The 18,417-nt window shown below is 58.2% G+C and carries 16 protein-coding genes and 1 pseudogene; 10 read left to right on the top strand and 7 right to left on the bottom strand.

All coding sequences use genetic code 11. The features are described 5' to 3' along the window. The first annotated feature begins 3 nt into the window (after positions 1-3). A complete protein-coding gene (locus tag FHS94_RS13065) occupies positions 4-2,703 on the top strand; it encodes a tape measure protein (RefSeq protein ID WP_184058584.1) in 2,700 nt (899 codons plus the stop codon). Here the strand turns inward: FHS94_RS13065 and FHS94_RS13060 are convergent, their stop codons facing one another. Then, a complete protein-coding gene (locus tag FHS94_RS13060; RefSeq protein ID WP_184058582.1) occupies positions 2,704-2,937 on the bottom strand; it encodes a hypothetical protein in 234 nt (77 codons plus the stop codon). A gap of 47 nt (positions 2,938-2,984) precedes the next feature. On the opposite strand from FHS94_RS13060, the gene FHS94_RS13055 reads away from it, so the two are divergent. Further along, positions 2,985-3,587 (top strand): hypothetical protein, encoded by a 603-nt coding sequence (locus FHS94_RS13055; RefSeq protein WP_184058580.1) that lies wholly within the window; start codon positions 2,985-2,987, stop codon positions 3,585-3,587. Next, on the top strand, positions 3,587-4,261 hold the full coding sequence (locus FHS94_RS13050) for a hypothetical protein (protein WP_221234769.1): 675 nt from the start codon (positions 3,587-3,589) through the stop codon (positions 4,259-4,261). Before FHS94_RS13055 ends, FHS94_RS13050 begins: the two co-directional genes overlap by 1 nt. 12 nt (positions 4,262-4,273) lie before the next feature. Here FHS94_RS13050 and FHS94_RS13045 read toward each other — a convergent pair whose 3' ends face one another. After that, complete coding sequence (locus tag FHS94_RS13045; RefSeq protein WP_221234768.1) at positions 4,274-5,131, bottom strand: DUF4145 domain-containing protein; 858 nt, start codon at positions 5,129-5,131, stop codon at positions 4,274-4,276. 39 nt (positions 5,132-5,170) lie between these two features. On the opposite strand from FHS94_RS13045, the gene FHS94_RS13040 reads away from it, so the two are divergent. The 7 genes from FHS94_RS13040 (at position 5,171) to FHS94_RS13010 (ending at position 12,572) form a co-directional block, all read left to right on the top strand. Beyond that, positions 5,171-5,635, top strand: coding sequence for a DUF6950 family protein (locus FHS94_RS13040; RefSeq protein ID WP_184058577.1), 465 nt, complete (start codon positions 5,171-5,173; stop codon positions 5,633-5,635). Further along, complete coding sequence (locus FHS94_RS13035; RefSeq protein ID WP_184058575.1) at positions 5,635-9,192, top strand: phage tail protein; 3,558 nt, start codon at positions 5,635-5,637, stop codon at positions 9,190-9,192. The genes FHS94_RS13040 and FHS94_RS13035 overlap by 1 nt, the downstream gene beginning before the upstream one ends. 92 nt (positions 9,193-9,284) lie before the next feature. After that, positions 9,285-10,172 carry a hypothetical protein gene (locus FHS94_RS13030; RefSeq protein ID WP_184058574.1) on the top strand — a complete coding sequence of 296 codons (888 nt, stop codon included), beginning with the start codon at positions 9,285-9,287 and terminating at the stop codon, positions 10,170-10,172. 72 nt (positions 10,173-10,244) lie between these two features. Further along, positions 10,245-10,463 carry a hypothetical protein gene (locus FHS94_RS13025; RefSeq protein WP_184058572.1) on the top strand — a complete coding sequence of 73 codons (219 nt, stop codon included), beginning with the start codon at positions 10,245-10,247 and terminating at the stop codon, positions 10,461-10,463. A gap of 20 nt (positions 10,464-10,483) precedes the next feature. Then, the gene (locus FHS94_RS13020) at positions 10,484-10,897 is read left to right on the top strand and encodes a hypothetical protein (protein WP_184058570.1); all 414 of its coding nucleotides are present in this window, start codon (positions 10,484-10,486) and stop codon (positions 10,895-10,897) included. A 95-nt stretch (positions 10,898-10,992) separates the two neighbouring features. After that, positions 10,993-11,757, top strand: coding sequence for an SHOCT domain-containing protein (locus FHS94_RS13015; RefSeq protein WP_184058569.1), 765 nt, complete (start codon positions 10,993-10,995; stop codon positions 11,755-11,757). A gap of 32 nt (positions 11,758-11,789) precedes the next feature. Next, positions 11,790-12,572: a hypothetical protein gene (locus FHS94_RS13010; RefSeq protein ID WP_184058567.1), complete on the top strand. Its 783-nt coding sequence runs from the start codon at positions 11,790-11,792 to the stop codon at positions 12,570-12,572. Between the two features lie 40 nt (positions 12,573-12,612). Here FHS94_RS13010 and FHS94_RS13005 read toward each other — a convergent pair whose 3' ends face one another. From FHS94_RS13005 to FHS94_RS12985, 5 genes and pseudogenes are all read right to left on the bottom strand, one after another. After that, the gene (locus tag FHS94_RS13005) at positions 12,613-14,928 is read right to left on the bottom strand and encodes a DEAD/DEAH box helicase family protein (protein ID WP_184058565.1); all 2,316 of its coding nucleotides are present in this window, start codon (positions 14,926-14,928) and stop codon (positions 12,613-12,615) included. Between the two features lie 559 nt (positions 14,929-15,487). Continuing rightward, a complete protein-coding gene (locus FHS94_RS13000; RefSeq protein ID WP_184058563.1) occupies positions 15,488-15,859 on the bottom strand; it encodes a hypothetical protein in 372 nt (123 codons plus the stop codon). Beyond that, positions 15,856-16,101 (bottom strand): hypothetical protein, encoded by a 246-nt coding sequence (locus FHS94_RS12995; protein WP_184058561.1) that lies wholly within the window; start codon positions 16,099-16,101, stop codon positions 15,856-15,858. Before FHS94_RS12995 ends, FHS94_RS13000 begins: the two co-directional genes overlap by 4 nt. Before the next feature lie 119 nt (positions 16,102-16,220). Next, a complete protein-coding gene (locus tag FHS94_RS12990) occupies positions 16,221-16,958 on the bottom strand; it encodes a hypothetical protein (protein WP_184058559.1) in 738 nt (245 codons plus the stop codon). A 942-nt stretch (positions 16,959-17,900) separates the two neighbouring features. Then, positions 17,901-18,417: pseudogene (locus tag FHS94_RS12985) on the bottom strand (IS5 family transposase); the annotation flags it as partial.

Below are 18,417 nucleotides of genomic sequence, written 5' to 3'. Positions count from 1 at the left end.
CGCATGGCACAACAAATTGGCGCATTGACCGCGTCCCTGGAACTACAAAGCGCCAACTTCATCAATGGCCTGGAGCGCGCGAGCAAAGCCACGACGCGCAACACGGAAGCGATCAACAGAGCAATGGATCGCACGGCAACAGCCGTGAAGGGCTTTGCCGCCGCGCTGGTGTTCGACAAGGCAATCGAGGGCGCTCGCAAGTACCTTGAACTAGCCGACGCCAACAAGAAGATGGAGGCGCAGCTCAGGCTTTCCACTGCGCAGATGGGCAATCAGGGCATCGCGATGCGCGATGTCGAAGACATCGCCAAGGAGACCCGATCAGAAGTCTCAGGCATCAGCGACCTGTATGCCAAGTTCATGCCCACCTCCAAGGAACTGGGCAGAAGCCAAGCAGACAACGCCCGTGCTACCGAGACATTCACCAAGGCGCTGAAGATCAGCGGCGCTTCCACCCAGGAGCAGCAGTCCGCTCAGCTTCAGATGGGACAGGCTCTTTCAAGCACAAGCGTCCAGTGGGAAGAACTTGGGCAGATCATGGAGGCTTCTCCTCGCATCACCAGAATCCTCACCGACAGCCTGGGCAAGACCAAGTCCGAACTCAAGCAGATGGCGAGCGAGGGCAAGCTGACCTCGAAGATGCTCTACGATGCGTTCGTGGACACAAAGATCACTGCGCAGATCGACTCCGAGTTTCAGGAACTGCCAGCGACTTTCGATCAGGCCAAAACGCTGATGGAAAATAGCCTCATGGAACTGGTTGGTGCTTTCGACCAAGGGAGCGGCATCAGCGACAGTATCGTTGACGGCATGAGCCACGGTAGCGAAGCCATGGACAATATCGTTGCCGCTGCCGAGGAAGCGGGCGCTGACATACGTGCCAACTTCGAGGGTCTGGACAACGTCTTCAATCCGCTGGGCGAGAACGCCAGCAACGTCATGGAGTGGATCAGAAGGGACGCCAACTACACCCGCGAGACAATCGGCAACCTGCTGCGCTTTATCGACAAGGCTCACAACGCCTACGCCTGGGCAGACAATCTGGGCACTCGCGCGGAGAACGGGACCAAGCGCGTGCTCAATCGCATGATCGACCGCTCCGGCGGCGGTCAGCACTTCGTCGAGACTCCGCTTATTGAGCGCTGGCACATGGGCGACGACTACGATGCTGGCTGGCAGCGATCTCGCGTTCAGTCAGCTCGAAACAAGGTCATCCGCAACATCAGAACCTATGGCGGCAAGGACTACCGCAACTTCTCAGGCAAGGGTCTCACAGATGCGCAGCTATCTGAGACTGCCCGCAGGGTAACTGCCGACATTCGCGCAGGGCGCACGGTGGATCACGGGACGGGCAGAACGCCTCCTCCAACACCTCCCAGGAACAAGGGCGGGCATAGCGCCGCCGACAAGGCCGAGCGGGAAGCCGAAAAGGCCCGTCGCGAACAGGAGCGTGCTGTCGAGAAATCCCGTCGTGACCTGGAAGCGTTCACGGCAGACAAGAACCGCGCGGACGGCGAAGAGCTAGACAGCAGGGCTGCGCTGGCAACGGTTGGCCATGAGCGGTTTGAGTTTGAGCAGCAGGCTCTCGATCAGGACCGCAAGAACCGCATGGACCAGATCGATAAGGACGGTCCCCAGGGTAGCAAGCGCTATACCGAGGCACAGGTCGCGGAACTGAAGAGCATCGAAGAACGCATTACGGCCAACAAGAAGCAGGCTCTCACTTACAAGGAGTCCGAGTTCAATGCGCAGGAGGAGTTGAAGCTGAAGAGCGGCTCACTCCAAAACGCCGAAGACATTGCCCAGCTTCAGAGCAGCATGGCGAAAACGGCGAAGGACCGCCGTGCCGCAGAGTTGCGCTTGCTCGATCTTCAGATCGAGCAGGAGAAGCTAGCGCTGGATGCGATACTTGCTACCCGGGACGCCACCGATGCGGAGAAGGAGGTCGCCAAGCGTCGTCTGGCCATGCTGCCGCAGCTTCGTGCCGCGCAGGGCAAGCAGGTTGAACAGCAAACCATGGGACCGCTGGCGCAGTACCTGGATGCTATTCCCAAGACAGCCGACGAGATCAACGAGGCGCTTCAGAACGTAGAAGTAGACGGACTTGAGGGGCTTCAGAGCGGCTTGCTTGATTGCATCAAGGGCGCAGGCAATCTGGGCGATGCGTTCACGAAGATGGCAGACACCGTTGTCGATGGCCTGCTTAAAATCGCGCTCCAGCAACTGCTCGTCAAGCCGCTTGGCTCCCTGCTGTTTGGCGGTGAGAGCAGCGGCGGCGGGGGTCTGCTGGGCGGCTTGATCAAGGGCATTGCGGGTCTTGGTGGCGCGGCAGCTGGCGGCTCATTGGCGAGTGTGGGCTCGTCGGCAGGAGCAATCGGTTCCGTAGGCTCAAACGGGCTGCTGAACTTCTCGGGCTTCAGGGCCAATGGTGGTCTTACTCGACCGGGCCGGTACGTGGTGGGCGAGCGTGGCGCAGAGTTGGTGGATATTGGACAGAATGCCAATGTGATCCCGCATCACAAGCTGGATGCTGTACGCGGTAACGGTGGCAACAACGTGAACGTGACATTCGGCTCAATCACGAGCAACGATCCCGAGGCCGTCAAGGCTATGGCCGTTCAGGCAATAATCGAGATGTCGCCAATGCTGACGCAGAACGCCATGAACGCGACCATGGCCAAGCTACAGCGGCCACACATGTGATCAGCGACGTTTAGAGCCTTCGATAAACAGGCCAATCACTGCCCAAACCGCTTCGAAGAGCAGGACGGCGACAAAGAGAACGCCGGCGAGCACAGCCTTTCCGATGTCAGCGGCCGCACTGGTGTGAGCGCCGCGACTCGTGCCGCCTCCTGACCACTCACCAGGAATGATGCCGTCCGGTCGGCCTCTTCGTCCCGTAAGAGTATCAAGTGCTGATTGATCGTCCCGATCCATTCCGCGCTCCCCAAATGCTTGTCGGGGCATAGTCTGCTAAGTATTCGATGGCCACCTATCCCATCGCATTCCCACCGCAATCACCTGCCCAAGAAAGCCTCCGCGTCGCCTTTCAACAGGCCGTCATGGAGAGCCCGCACACCTTTGCGCAGCAGACAGTCAGCAACGCCGACCATTGGGTCCTGGAGTTTGTTTGGCCCCGCATGTCGCATGGTGATGCCGACCGTGTCGCGGCATGGCTCGACAGCCTCAAAGGGCAGATTGGTACGTTCACCTACACACCCAGGAACGCTTATCGCTCTGCCCTTACCGGCCGCACCCTGGCGTTAGCTGCTTACAGCTACTCGGACACGGTGAGCGTGGGAGGCTGGGCCAGCAACTCACCCTCGGACCTGTTCCTCGGACAGTATTGCCAGATCGGCGAGCGGCTTCACCGCATTACGTCAGCACCGGCCAATGCGGACGCGAGTGGGCGTTGCTTGATCGAAGTCGTCCCGCAGGTCCGTAAGACGCAGAACGCAGGTACGGCGGTCGAGTTCGTGAAGCCTAAGGGCACATTCCGCCTGACCACAGCAGACAGCTACGCTTATACGCTCGATACCGATCGCCAGCCCAGCTTCCCGACCATCAACGCAAAGGAGGCTCTCTAATGCGCGTAGGTATGAACGCAGAGGTGCTTGCTGCTCTCGCAGCCAAAGGCATCACCACCGCAATCATGGGCAGGCTCGATTTCAAAAGCGAGACGGTTTGTATCTGGACGGGCGCAGAGGCACTGACTGTTCAGGGCAGCACCGACAGCCTGCTCAACAATCAGACTTTTGATCCGCTCGTACACGGCGTTGTTCTCGACATTGGCGAAAACAACATGTCGATGGCCGGGAGCGATGCTCTCAAGATCACGTTAGGCATCCCCTCCGATCCCAGCGCAGCAATCACGGCAGCGATTGTCTATCCCGACGAGTATCAGGCTCGCCCTGCGACGCTCTGGCGCGCGATCATGATCCAGAGCCCAATTCCGGGTGCGCCAGCCACTTGGGCATTCCGTCGAATTCGGACCGGCCGCATGGATACGCTGGAAGTCTCCAATGACGGCAGTACGCAGAAGTTCGTTCTCGGCATCGAGGGCCACGCCGGTCTGATCAGCAACGCCACTAATTCAACTTACATGAGCCAGAAGTCCCTTGATCCCGCTGACACGAGTCAGGACTATGTTTTGGCCTGCGCCAATGGTGACCCAGCGCCAACCAAGGCAGCTGGCACGGGTCTGGTCCGTGCTGGTCAGATCATCCAGCAGAACCAAGGGTTAGATCGGTCATTCCGGTGATGGATGGGCCGCCTAACTCCCGTCCCGCTTTTCGATCGCAGCCCTGGCTTGCTCTGGCAGACTGCTAAACATCGCGTCTACATGCTTCGGCTCACTAATCATCTTTTCTGCTATGAGGTTGACGAGATTAAAGAGCTGATTAGCGGTTGAACGATCGTCTCTTAGATCGATCTGGCCGGGGTGTACGGCATTGTTGCCGACCACCCTCACGATATCCAGTGCCTGCTGTATACGGCGGTCCAGGCCCTTTTCCACCAAAGCTTTAATGTCTGCGTTGATGTTATGGCCAGCTTCGCCGAGATGCTCACACAACTTCTGTATTGCTAGTCGTAATAAAGCGGCTGCGCCGCGCGGCGACAATGCCACGATCTTGGCAGCCTCGACGAAGTCCCTGGCGACGTGCTCGGGGAGATCTGGATTTGGTTCGATCGCTGTCACCACCACCGGCCAGACTACCTTGTCGTAAACCCAGATGCTGAACTGGTGACAATTGTAGCAGCGGCTTACGCTGGCGTTATGAAGAGCCCGGCCATAAGACGTCTGCTCTTTATAATCGACAAAAGGTAACCCCGATATCATTTTGGCGACGAAGGCCTTCATTCCGTCAGCATCGCGCATGTCCTCCCAAAGGACCTTATGATCTTCCAGCTCACCAGCAAGATAGACTGGCGGTTTGTCGTCGGTCGTTCCGGATACGACCACATTAAACCAATGCTGGGACGTAAGGACGCTACAATGCGGGCAGTTGAATGCCCTCAAATCGATGGCCGGAGTAACAGTAGTCGGCATAAACCCTCTTCGTAAGCCTGCTTGCCTGACAATATCGGCACCACCGAACGCAGTAGCAGATCGTTCGAACATCGCGAGCATCTAGGTGCCACCTCAGCATGCCCTCCTGCTAAGTATTGGATGGAAGCCAACCCATCCACGATTGTACGCGCGCCCGATTGGGAAGAGCGCCTTGCCCTTTACCTCGACAGAGTAGCCGAAGAGCGGTTTGAATGGGGCGTCCACGACTGCGCACTCCACGCCGCAGCCGCCGTCAAAGCACAAACCGGCGTAGACCCGGCCGCAGCGTTCAGGGGCACGTACGACACCCGTACAGGGTCCGCTGAAGCCCTGCGCAAGCATGGCGCAGGTACGCTGCTCAGGACAGTAACGGCGTGGCTGGGCGAGCCCAAGCACGTTAGCCAGGCCAAGCGCGGCGATATCGTGATGAAGGACCGCACGACGCTGGGCGTCTGTGTTGGCCTCTACAGCTACTTCGTGGGCGAAGAACACGGCCAAGAGGGCCTTGTCCACGTCCCGACTGCTGACTGCTCACGCGCCTTCACGGTGCCCTTCATGGCTCCCTCCAGCGTGGAGGGCCGCTAATGTCGAAGGTCCTCAAAGTCGTCGCAATCGTAGCTATTGCGGTCGCCGTTATCGTCTTTGCTCCGCAGATCGCGGGCGTTCTGGCCAGTGTCGCTGGCTCGCTAGGTGTCACAGTCACGGCGGCGGCGGTCAGCACTTGGCTAATCGGTACGGCTATCAGCGTGGCGTTGACCGCATCGCTGAGCCTGTTTCGCAAGACGCCCAACATGTCGAACAGCATGGCGGACAGGCTTAATGCGTCCGTCAATCCCACGGCACCTCGCAAGATCGTCTTTGGCCGTACCGCAGCAGGTGCCGATGAACGCTACTTCGAGACTTACGGAAACAAGAAGGACCGCAACGCGCAGGTAATCGCGCTGGCCTCGCACAAGGTCAACGCGGTCACCGCCTACTACGCCGAGAACGACCTCGTATGGACCGGCGCTGGACTGCTCAGCCACGCTGACGGCATCGAGAGTATCCGAGCGGTAACGGAAGGGCGGCCGGGTAGCGGTTTCGCGGTTGGCTCAGGCGCTTATTGGAAGAGCACCGCCAGCTTCACGGGCTGCGCATACATCGCGATCACCTGGAAGCTGAGCAACGATGCCTGGCCCAGCGGCCTACCAAGCAGTACCCGCACAATCGTTGAGGGTTGCCCGGTTTACGATCCTCGCCTGGACGGCAGCATCGGCGGCTCGGGCTCGCATCGCTTCGACAATCAGAACAGCTGGACGTGGCGCAACGGCAGTGTGGAGATCGGGCGCAACCCTGCGCTCTGTCTGCTCACCTACCTGATCGGTTGGAAGATCAACGGCAAGATCGTCTGGGGTATGGGCATCCCATCCGCCAACATCGACTTCGACAGCTTCCGCACCTACGCCAACCTCTGTGAAGAACTTGTCGCCACACAGGCCGGTAGCACGGTCCAGCGTTATACCTGTGACGGCATCTACAGCACGTCTGATACCCACGAAACAGTCCTCAGCGGCATCACCGCCGCAATGGGCTCCTGTAAGCTCGTGGACGTTGGCGGGGCGTACACGATTGTTGGTGGCTACGACGACACTGCCGGTCCCAAAGTCGCGCTCACTACGGACGATCTAATTGGCGCAGCAGGCAGCGCGAGCCCTTACGTTTGGATGCCCGCTCCAGCCTCGCGCGAGCGCTTCAACATCATTCGTGGTCGCTTTGCCGATCCTTCCAACCTCTACCAGCTAAGCGAGTGGGGCGACCCAATCGAGCAGCCGGCGCTCGCGGATGACGTGCCCCGCACTATGACGCTCGATCTGGGCTGCGTCTCCAGGCCTGAAACATGCCAGCGCATCGCCAAGCAGTTTCTGCTTCGCGAGTATCTGACCCCCGGCAAGTTCAGCGCGACCTTCGGACCAAACGCCTTTGCGGTCACCGTGGGCAGCTTGGTCACACTCACCATTCCCAAGGAGGGCTGGAACGCCAAGCTGTTCCGCGTCGAGGAGCAGACCGAGACGCACGACATGTTCTACCAGATGACGCTGCGCGAAGAGAGCGCAGCCATCTACGCATGGGATCGCGAAGAGAAGCCCCTGCCACCAAACATCCGTCCAGCGGGCTACGATCCCAAGGACACCCTCTCGCCGGAGAACCTGACCGCCACGAGCGACAGCTACCCCGGCGCCAACAATTACCACGTCTCCGAGGTTCACGTCTCATGGACGCCCGAGGACAGCGGTCGCGTATCCGGCATTCAGATTGAGAGCCGACCAGCTGGCCGCGAGTCTTGGACCGTTCAGACCTCTTTGTTCGATCCCAAGGCTGGTAGCCTGATCTTCACCAGTAACGCGCCGGGCATCGACATTGAAATCCGTGCTCGCTTCCGCATGACCACCGCCGTCTACGGCCCCTGGGTGATGACCAGTGTCGCTACTGCGCCCGTCGATACAATCGACATGCCTGCGCGTGACGCGGCTGGTAACGCCCAGAACGCAGCCGACAACGCGCAAGACACAGCCGACACGGCAAACGGCAAAGCCGACAATGCTCTGGACGCTGTCACGGACGACAACGGCCATATCATTCGATCCAGTACGCTGGTGAAGTCCGTCACCGATCTGGAAGCCACCTACGGCAAGACCATCGACGCCGCCAAAAGTGCCGACGCGGCGGGCGTAGCAGCCACGAACGCGCAGACCGCAGCCAACCTCGCAGATACCTCAGCCGACGCGGCAAAGTCCTATTCGGAACTTGCGGTCCAGGCGCACAATGACGCGGCAGCAGAAGCAAGGGCCGCAGCTAGCAGCGCTTCGTCCGCAGCAGCCGCACAGGACGGGGCCAATCAGGCAGCTGGCGCAGCCGAGAGCAGCAAAACAGTAGCCCAGACCGCCGCAGGTCAGGCGAACACGTATCGCGATCAGGCTTCCACAAGTGCGCAGGATTCGGCAGGATCGGCCAACACTGCTTCCAGTCAGGCCAGTTTGTCAGCCACTTCGGCAAATCAGGCCGCACAGCTTGGATCGGGTAATCTCGTCCGCAAGCCTACTTTCACGGACGGTACTTCAACCGGCTGGTGGGCTGGAACTCCCTTCGTCAATATCGGCATGGATGGCGGCATACCTGCCAACCCCGGCTATCCGTGGCGCGCAATCGTCGCGGGTCGTGACAACCTGATCTACGAACCCGGCGATGGTATTCGTCGTGCGTGGGGCGGTCGCAAGTTACACGTCCGTGCTCTCGTCTCGTCCATCAACACCGATCATCCTGTTGGTGCTGGCTTCTTTGCCGATACAGCAGATGGCGGCCGCAACTACGTTATCAATCTAATCTCGCCGCGCGTGGGATGGACGTGGATCGACTACGTGACGGACGTGCCCGCAGGTGTGGTGCTGATCAACCCCTGGATACAGATCAGCAATTCGACCTCGACTATCGGTACAGCGGCAATCGCCTACTTCGAGATCACCGATGTTACGGAGAGCACATTAAGCAGGGACTACGCAACTGCCTCCAATACGAGCGCGAGCATTGCGAGCACCAAGGCCGATCAGTCGGGCACGAGTGCGCTGGCAGCAAGTCAGTCAGCGCAACAGGCACAGGGTTTTAGCGGCTCGGCGCAAACATCGGCCCAGGCGGCATCGACCTCGGCGGCAGCAGCCGATGGATCAGCGTCCGCAGCCGCATCCTCGGCCAGTTTGGTTACTACTTACAGGGACCAAGCGGTAAGCGCGGCGGCACAGGCCAAGTCCAGCGCAGAGAGTGTAAGTGGCGCGGCAGGATCACTGGCCACGCGCGTTGATAGTGTCGAGGCAACAGCAAACGGCGCAGCCGCGTCCGCAAGCATCTCTTCCACGGCAGTCAGCAACTTAAAAACTGAACTGGCCGGAGCGCGTCTCCAGCTAAGGACGACGTCACCGGGTGGCGACGCTTATGTTGATATCGTGTCCGACAGCCAAAACGGCGGCAGGCTGTTCTTTGGTGGCAACGCCACTTTCAACGGGGCCATCGAAGTCGTTGGCGCCGATGGAGGTGGAGGCACGAGCAAGATCACAAATAACGGGATCACGGCAACCAAGGGCGGCTGGCGAGTCGATATTGGTATCTACTAATGGGAGTAGGTATCAGACACACGACGCCCAGTGGCATCGTCTACCTGGACACATTCGACACCGGGTTCACTGCCATCTTGGGCAGGATCAACTTGGCCAAGAACAGCAGCTTTACCGACAGCAGGATTGCGGATCGTCCCGTTACATCGTTTTGGTATGGTCCGTCAGGCACTCCGTACGCCAGTGTCAGTGTATCGGGGAACACCCTGTACACCGATGGCTCGGGCAACGGTGGTACTCTGGTTTACGGCGTAAGTGGCGGTGGGCCCGCTATAACGAACAATGGCGACCGCGCGGGCTTCAGGCTGTCCAAGGATGGCCTGAACGTCATCGACGAGACGCTGTATGGCTGGCACCTCGTTGCCAAGGGCACAGTAGGAACAAGCACGGGTGATCCACCTGTCCTCGTCCCGCATCCGCCAGGACAAGCGCCTCTGATCGCGTTTGCTCCCAGCTACGGCAAGGCAGCAGTTATCGGCATGAGCACAACGAGCGGCGGCACGTCGATGAAGCTGACTGGTGCTCCTGGCACGGTCAAATGGTACGCCTTTGGTGAGTACAATCCAGCGAGCAATTACAGTCGCGGCCTGGGTGTGCGCTGGAGCAAAGATGGCGTGGTGCTGGGAGACACTAGCGTCCCGTCGCTGCGCATCGTGCGCGCCAATGTCCAGTTCAGCGCTGGCGGTTTCGCCAACGGCAACAACTCCGGCGATCAGGTGATCAACCTGGCAGCGCAGACCAACGGCAAGAAGTACGCCGTCATTATCAGCAACCCCGGCTTTCACTTCGACAGTTCGGGGCAGTTTGGTTCGGGTCAGACTACGACCAAATGTATCGGTGCGTATCTCGATCCAAATGGCATCGACATATACGGAACTGGCGTCGTGTACTCCACCAGCCCTGGTGGCAGTAATTCACCTACCCTGAACGTAGGCGGCACCTTTCAGGTCATCGACGTGACGGGCTTTGACGAGTTCTGAGGCCGCGGGGGCATTCGCCTAGCCGTGCGGGCCAACTGACGCTCAGCAGGGCTCTGAGGGGTAAATAGGACAATGAAGCGCTCAGTCCTCTCCCGCATCGGTTCCGTCGTGAAAGCGGCCAAGCCTCACATCAACTGGACCACGTTGGCGATTGCGTTGGCATTGGCCAGCACCTTCGGCCTAGTCGCACCCGACACGGCTACGAAGCTGCGCGATGTCGTGGCACTGTTGCCTAGCAGTACTGGTGATCTGGTCCGCGTCGCCGGTGTTACCAGCGACCCGGTGAAGTAATGCCTAGCACTCACGATCCGATGATTCCCAGTGACATGTGGCAGATGCTGATCCGAATTGAGACAGCTACGGCCCGCTCTGAGACCAAGATCGACGGGCTCTCTGAGAAGCTCGGCGTAATCGGCCGCGTAGACGATCACGAACGCAAGCTGGAGGAGATTGCGGCCAAGATGGCGCAACGCGAGCTTATGGTTGTCGAGTACCAGGGCGTTAAGGCGGACGTGGCAGAGTTGAAGGCTTGGCGCTCCACACAGGACGGCACCGTTCAAGGTCTTGGCCTGGGGTGGAAGCTGCTCGCGGCTGCGTTTGCCTTTCTCGGCGGCGCCGGAACTCTTTTTGGCGTTCAGAGCCTCGCGCATCCCAAGCAGGTCCTAGAAAGCAAGGCGACGGTTGAACGCAGCATCAGCGTGCCTGCGCAATCGGGCCCGCGCTAACTCAGTCGAGCCGCCGCAACTTACTACCGCCCGCCCGCGCAAATCGGGTTGATCTTGGAAAGATCCTAGATAACGTGGGGCAAACGGGGGATTTCATGTCGGCAGATGTTTGGGTCATCGTCTTCGGTGTCGTCATTTGGGCGATCAGCGTCGGCATAAAGCTGAGGAAGCAGCGCGACGCTGAAGATGCGACGTTCGCGGGTGAGCATCAGGGATGGGACATTTACAAATCCGCTTACAATCGCGGCGTTCTCGCGTTGGATCATGCCAATAGGCGCATCGCCATCGGTACAGTGTCCAACCATATCGAACGACCTTGGAGCGACATCTCGGCCGTTGAGGTCGAGAAGAACGGTCAGTCGATAATTCAGACGAACCGTGGTTCGCAAGTAATGGGAGCGGCCGTTGGAGCCGTCCTGCTAGGTCCGCTCGGCCTGCTGATGGGCGGCATGTCGGGCTCGAAGCGGCAGAGAGAGCGGATCAACGAACTCAGCCTGAAGGTGCTGATCGATGATCGCGCCGCGCCTGTACATCGGATCACCTTCTTCCGCATGGCCGGCGACGGTGTAGATGCTCAAAGTAGCACTCTGAAAGTCCCTGCTTCTCAGATGGAGCAATTTCAGGCGCTGCTCGCAAACGCGATCCGCTCGGACAACCGCAGTTTTGCCAAGCAGCCAATCGCAGCAGCAATCGCCGAGGCGTCCAACTCGGATCGTATCGCTAAACTGTGGGAGTTGAAGCAGGCGGGAGCACTGACGGCAGAGGAGTTTGAGTCTGAGAAGCGGGCTGTGCTGTCGGGCGGTTGGGCGCCTTCCGCGCAGGCAATAACCGCACGTGATGGGGCGGGGTCAGCCGCCTAGCGTTCGCCGCTTCACTCATAAAGGGGGGTGCCTTGAAAGCTACGAACGACGACGGCCTGTTCTATGCCCTTCTATGGTCTACCGCTGGCTTGCTCGTCGGGGGCGCAACGATCGCCTTGATTGATGGGTACCGCTGGAACGGGCTACTTGGACCATGGCTGTTCAGCGACGAAACAAGCAACTTCGCCACGCTTTTAGGTTACGTCCTAGTAGCGGCCAGCGGCCTCTTCGCTTACCAACGCTGGGGGCACGACCGCCGCATCAAACGGATAGAACTACTTATGGAGCGCTTAGGCAGCTTCAACGAGACGCCTGGTGCTCGCAATGCCGTTATGATGCTTTATAATCATGATCGGATGATCCCTCTTTGGGATCAAGACGAGCCGCCTGAGAAGAGATACGTGCGCGTAACCTGGGCAGAGGTGGAATTCGCTCTGATCCCACATCCAATCTATCCCGATCGGTTCGACCCGAAGCTAAGCGCAATTCGTGATTGCTTCGAGGACTACTTGAGTCGGATGGGGCAGATCTGGATCTATCTCGAGCTTGGTGTAATTACCTCTGAAGATGCGCGGAAGATACTCGCTCCTTGGCTGAGACGCTTTGGGCTCGTCGAGCAGCGTTCCAAAGTAGTCCGAAATCTGCGCCTTTATATTCGCTGGCGCAAACTAGAGCCAGTGGAGAGACTGTTTGCCACGTACGATGTGGATTTAACGGACACCGCGATTGCGGACTGGCAGGCGCTTGATGTCGAGGTTAATGGTGAGAAAACTACTGACGCCTACGCGGAACTGCGTATATTACGACCAGCGTGATGATCACTGATCATCGTATCGAGGCTGAGGCATGCTTGCGCTAGGTTGCGTACTTGGGTGATTGGATTGTGGTCAGCACGCCTTTGATGCGTCGGACCATCTTTGCTTCGCCTGCTGCCACGGTGCGGAGGTGCTGCTCTACTTCATGTCGGGCCAAACCAGCCCTCTGTAGCTTCAGCGCGAGGACGAAGAATGCGTTATTGCGCTTTCCAGTACCGGAACAGGTTGCCTGATACTCCCCAAGCGCATGATCGACGCGGGCTTGGCGGTTTCCGCCAACTGGACCAGCAACGACTACCTGCTTGGGCGTCTCGGGAGGCAGCAAGGCATCGAAGACCCGCATGTCCGTGCCCTGGACACCTTCCAGCATGGCTAGTGGGTTTAGGATCGGATCAGCGATGTCGTCGGGAAACCAATCGAGAAGCCATGTGTCACCGGCAGGATTGATACCTGGACGGATGAACAGCGAAGCCTCGTTCAGCTTGGAAGTATCGAAGCCACTGCCCGCAACGGGATGGCCAGCGTCCTCAAAGCGCTGGAGCAACAGCTTCCTCACAACCTGATCGGCTTGCGGCGTCATCGGCGTGGAAGTTGGAATGTAAACGCGATAGCGACCGCTACCCGTGAACGTGGGCGTCATAATCCAGCGCACATCGGACAGCACTTCCTTGAACACGTCGACGGTCACTGTACCGCCGTCATTGTCGAGAAAGATGCCACTGATTAGAAATGCGTTACTCTTGCCGCGCTTGGTCTTTTCGGCCTTGTCGGGATCAAACAGCGTGGGGCTTAGATGGACGTTCATTGCCTTGTCCAAACCCAAGGGTTCGCGCATCAGGCTCTTGTAAGCCTCTGCGATCAGAGCCACCGAACCATCGACGCATTCGCCAACCGCATGTAGCTTGGTTGGGAACGTACTAAGCCAAGCCGTCTCAGTCGCTACATCGTTCTGCTCTGCGATCAGCTTCTGCCTAACTTGCTCCACCTTACGACGCTGGTCCTTGTAGTCCCAAATAGCAGGACGGCCCAGCGTGGTTTTAACGCCAGCCGTGTCAGGGTTGGCCAATACCGTCGCACCAGGAAAGAACTGCGCTAGGTAGTCAGCTGCGCTGCGATCCATCACAACAATGTGCTTGGGGCTCTTGTCGTCAGGATTGCGCAAGCTGGTACGCATCACGGCCTGATAGACACTCTGATGGTAGCAGGCGTTGCGGATGGCTTCCTTGTCGCCAGCAGTGAACACAACCTGCCCCTGAAAGCGCTGCGTGTCGCTCGTTGGATTGAGCGCAGCAAGGAACGCGATCCTGTGCGTTCCCGAGTATGTGTTCAGGCCGTGACATACGCTGCTGATGTTCTGACCGGATAGCTTGCTGCTTGCTGCCTCTGCCTCGTCTAGGTTAGGCACGTACAAGTAGGGCTGACCACCAAGGCGCTGCTCAACAATGTCAAGTACCTGATCGTAAACCAACTGCTTGTTAATCGTCTTGTCCCGGAACGTCTTGCTCCAGTTACGTTCAAACAAGTACTCAATCGTGAGCAGATTGCCGTTGCCATGCGTCTGGTAGCGCAGGGCCTTGGTGATCCGCTTGTGGGGCGTCCATGTGACGCCTTGTTCCTTCCAGGCATGGTACAAGGCAGTGTCCTCAAACATAGCCGCAAGCACGGTCACGTTCCTGAAGCCGCCAAGCAGACTAGGCTTGAGCAGCGTACCAAACAGCAACCGAGGTGAGACGTTCTGGACGGTCTGATGCCAGGAGTTGCGATCCACAAATAAATCAACATGGGGATCGAACACGGCACGGAATACGCCATTCGCAATTGCTAGTGCGCCGTCCTCGTCCTTGTTGATCATTTGCGCCTGTGCCTGTCCATGAAAGCCATGGCGCACGGTCACAGGGAGATAGCTGTTTGATCCCAGTGCGATCACATCGAGGTAATCGGTGATGATTGCGTGCTTGGTCGTGAGACGTGGAACGGACATCTCGGTAGGCTGGAAGGTCTCATCGACGATCAGATGCCAGTCGCCTGCGCGCGGCCATTCAGCGGCCATCGTGAGTAGCGTCTTGTGAGTGATGATCAGCAGTTCACCCGTGCTCGTCGGGGTCGTGCGCAGATGGTTCATCAAAGCCGTCCAGGGCGCTGCCTGAGTGCTGCTGTCGATCAGGGTCACGTTCAAACTCAGGGCGACCGCATTGCGATGCCATTCGGCCGAAAGTGCGATGCTTGGAGTTGCGACTGCGACCTTCTTGCCGAGCGCGACCTGTTGCGCTGCGTGGCGAAGAGCAGAGTGAGTTTTACCCGTACCCGCTAGGGCGCTTACATAGTAGAAGGTCTGTGAAGTTGTGGTGCTCGTCATGTGGTGCCTCGAGTCGAAGAAGCCTGGGAGAAGGCACCACACTTTCCCCCAGGCTCTACAACGCCCGGTTCTGCCGGGATTTGTAAATCTCTTGATGCGCTTGATGTGGTGCCCTGCGCGTCTACTTGTATTTACTCGATCTACCCGTTTGGGGGCTCAAGCGGCTTGCCACACGATCAACATACATGAACGGCGCTGCTTGCGTCTATATATTTGAACAGCAATCGCCCTGGCGGCTCTGCCTTTATTCCGATTGTGAGTGAGTAACGAGGAGTGGGTGAAACCACGACCACAGGGACAGAAATCTCAGAGGTCTTCGTCAGCCATGTATTCTAGGGTTCACTCTGCGATTTCTGATCATTTTCTGCGCTTAATCCTCTAATAACTCTTATAGAGACTTTAGCGCAAAATCTGACGATATTTCGCAGACCTATCTTCTTCTCACATCAGCAATCACGAACTGGCAGAGCCGTCAGGGAGCGGTTGGGCCAGAAGGCTGGTTGTTCTCGGATAGAAAGGTACTACCAGTGCGATCTCTCACACCAGCAGTCCCTGATCCTCATCCGGCCTTCTTGAACGCCTTGCGGAAAGCTGCCTTGTCCTCGGTATTGTCGAAGATGACATACCAAGCACGAGGCTCGCTGCCCTTCATCGTGCCAGTCAGGAAGTCCGCGTTGTCTCGTGTGCCGTGTTTGCTGAAGGTATAATCCTGGCCCAGTATGCCCGCCTTCTGCCAAAGTGAACTCACTCCGGGATCACCCTGAACTCGGGTTGTGCGTATCAGCGAGACCATCCCCTTGTAGGTCATACAAGCCAGGATGTAGGGATGCTGGCACTTGGTATTCAGCCAATCGGCCATCTCCTTACGGTCGCCAGCCATGAAGTGGAGGTCTACTTTCAGCAGACGGTTGAACGTGCTCCTGTTGATCACTGGCCAACCTCCTGACGAGCAATCGCAATCTCGTGCGCCCGCTTCAGTGCCCGCCCATTGGGGCAGATACAGAACGCCAATCCGCCACATTCCACACCTGCCGCAGTGAATACCTTGCCGCGAGTGTCGATGCTTCCATTGCTGCCACAAAGCATACAGCCAACGCCTGTCATGCTTTTGTCCGCGCAGAACTCGTCCCACCAAAGGTCGAAAAACTGCGTCTTTGTGATTTTGCGCTTCAAACTAAGTCTCCAGTCCGAACCTGAATTGGTTCGATCTGATCGGCACTGGAGAGAGTGGCCCCGGTTCGCCGGGGCCATGGTAGTCACGGCTTGTCAGACGCCACGGTGAGGATCAGCCGTCACAAAGGATCGCTGCTCTCACCGGGCAGAGGCTCACAACCGTGCTGCTCGCGAAACTGCGGCGACTGACAGGATTTCCACCAAGCGCGAGCCTGGGCTTGACCTTCAGTCTTCGGGGAGTCGAGTTCACCTTCAGCTTTACCACTAAGCACCGCTTCAATTATTTCTTTGCTGCTAGGTTCAAACGGCCTCGACGCACGATGCCACATCCTCGCCTGATCCCATACGAGCGCCCTTGCCCACGGACGTGGAAGGCCTTGGAGGTGATTGCCCACGTTCGCGATGGTCGGGCCATAACCCTGGCCCCGAGTAAACCACACCATGGAACCGTAATTGTCGAAGGAGTCGAAGGTAAGACCTCTGAGCTGCCAGCTGTTCCCCAAATCTGATTCAGCGATGGCCATGTTGCCCCAGTACTCACCCGTCGGATCTTCACCCAAGACGGCTTCATCGGAGCCGCCGAAGCGCAGCTTGAAGAACATGGCTTGTCTGGCAGTCAGGCGGATAGCTGCGTCGAACCGCACAAATTGCCCATTCATCCGGAACAGGTTGTCGCGGCAGATTTTCCATGTACGCTTGTAGTTGGCTGGGTCTACTTTGCTCCCGACCATGCCTTCGACTTTGCGCTTCCAGGCTTGCCCACAAGCAAACAGGCCGATGTGGGTGTAATCAGCAGCCGTCGATGTAGCGGCGTCCATGATGGCTTGCCGGTCATCGGTTAACCAAAAATGCTTCACGTCTATTCTCCAGTCCGAACCTGAATTGGTTCGATCTGATCGGCACTGGAGAAAGGAGGTGGGGCCGGAGCCCCACCTGATTGTTATGCCGCTAACGCGCTGAATGCTTCCTGGGGCATGATAATCGCATCGACAACGATGCGAATATGCCTGACGGGCATCTTCCTACGTGGAGTGATTACTTGCTGAATTGAACAGTTTGCGCCGGTCAAATTCGCAAGGGTGCGCGCAGCGGCTTCATAATTGGCCATATCAAATATCCACAGATGTCAAAGACGCACGACGGGTCGTGCCGAAACTCGGCTTGAGGTTCGATCTGCGGCAAATGAGGCCATGGTCGAGACGCCAGTGCGCTCTCGATGAAAATGCCTATGTCAGAAAAATCCGGCGTTGGCTATTTCTTTTTTCCATGACGGATAGATGATACCAAGGTGTAGCTGTCCTGCCACAGTACAAATGATGTACACAATTTGTACTATAAGACGGCGAAGCCCCAGCTACCTGAGTAACCGGGGCCTAAACGCAAGCAAGACCTGAGCGGCCCTTGGTAAGCATTCCTGCCGTCGTTCCCTATATCTATATTCAGAGAGGAACGGGTCACCTTTTGGCCCTGTTTGACCCCCTTTTCGATCCGGCCGGGTAAGTATTGGCGGCACAAGGACGTGCCAGGATCGAAAGGAAGAGCCAAATGGCACAGATCGAGATTACCCGCTTCAAGTCTGGACGAAGCGGATACACCAAAGCGGACTCATCAAAGGTGCCGCTTGACAGAAACGACCGCGCAACAGCGGTGATTCAATACGTCGAGAACGCAATCTGCCAGTTACGACATGGGCAAGGAGAGCCACGCGGCATCAGCTTTGCTTCCTATACCGGCGTCGGCGGTAGGAACTTGGAGAGCAAGATCGAAGGGGTTTACGCCCTAGGGTCAGGACTCATTGGTTATAGCCAGAAGATGACGGTGGCCGCGAGCGCGACGGCAGAGAAGAAGACGGTTGGGCAGCGGTCGTAGCGAGTGGCGACGCGGCGCCAGTCTTTCAGCCTGCCGAACATGATTTCGATGCGGCTGCGGCGTCGGTAGCGACGCTTGTCGTATCTGACCGGCTCGTTGCGCGATCTGCGGCCCGGGATGCAGGGCTGGATGCCCTTGGCTTCCAGGGCGTCCCTGAACCAGTCGGCGTCATAACCACGGTCGCCAAGTAGCCACTGTGCGTTCGGCAGGTCGTCGAGCAGGGCTGCCGCGCCGGTGTAGTCGCTGACCGGCCCGGCGGTCATGAAGAAGCTCAAGGGCCGCCCGTCCGCATCGCTGACAGCGTGCAGTTTGGTGTTCATGCCGCCTTTCGTGCGGCCGATCAGGCGGCCGGGATCCCCTTTTTTACCCGCAGACTCGATGCCGTGCGGTGTGCCTTCAGGTAGGTCGCGTCGATCATGACCGTCTTCGGTACGGCTTCCGCTGCCG

This window comes from Sphingomonas aerophila, assembly GCF_014199305.1.
GTDB lineage: Bacteria > Pseudomonadota > Alphaproteobacteria > Sphingomonadales > Sphingomonadaceae > Sphingomonas > Sphingomonas aerophila.
Note: the sequence above shows the minus strand (reverse complement) of the source record. Positions and strands in the feature narration are given on the sequence as shown.